Source organism: Citrobacter sp. VF227 (genome assembly GCF_052950715.1).
In genome coordinates this window covers 1-706 of the sequence record NZ_JBRFVF010000100.1, presented here as the reverse complement: position 1 = coordinate 706, position 706 = coordinate 1, and the positions used below count along the sequence as shown (strand labels likewise).

Here is a 706-nt window from a genome sequence, read left to right as displayed (position 1 = left end):
TCATTGATATTTATGAATATGAGTGATTTTAGCCAGTCGGTTTTTTCCGTGTTTGCTGTCGGTTTTTTTAGTGTTTGCTGTCGGTTTAAAACCGACTCTGGTTTTTGGAGATCGGATCTGTAGAATGAGAACCTAGATGCGAATCGCTTGGGAAACCGACTCATGGGTGACTTGGAAAAGCTAGTGGCCCCGGACCCTCAAAAGGCTGTCGAAAGATCGCGCGGAGGGACCACCAGCAAGAAGCTGAAGGCGATCTCGCATAGGAAGCTTCTCGACACAGAGACAGGGGAAGTCGTCGAAGTCGGCCATGTAGAACTACAAGGGCGTGACGCGAATTTTGAGAAGATATGGCTAGGCCATATCATTGATGCCATTGATGAAATTGGATCAAAAAAAATCGAAGTTCTAATGTGGCTGTTCCGTAATCGGAACGCCGAAAATATTGTCATCGCGACTAATAAAGAAATCGCTGAAGAAATTGGCGTATCATACGATACTGTCGCAACTACAATGTCAGCTCTTACGAAACATGACATCATTAAACGCGGGGTCGGACACGTTAGGATAAACCCTAACGTAATATTCAAAGGAGCATATCAACAAAGAATGAGCATACTATTGACGTACGCAAAGGCTGGGGAGCCAAAAGTCGAAGTCAACAAAGCTCAGTCGGCTGATCAGAAAATAGATGAAATTGTTAAAGAAA

1 protein-coding gene is annotated in these 706 nt (G+C 44.1%); it reads left to right on the top strand.

Features of this window, described 5'->3' with window-relative positions; all coding sequences use genetic code 11:
* Window positions 1-162: 162 nt before the first annotated feature.
* On the top strand, window positions 163-706 hold a 544-nt coding region (locus tag ACU8YC_RS25270), incomplete at its 3' end, for a replication/maintenance protein RepL (RefSeq protein ID WP_446896000.1).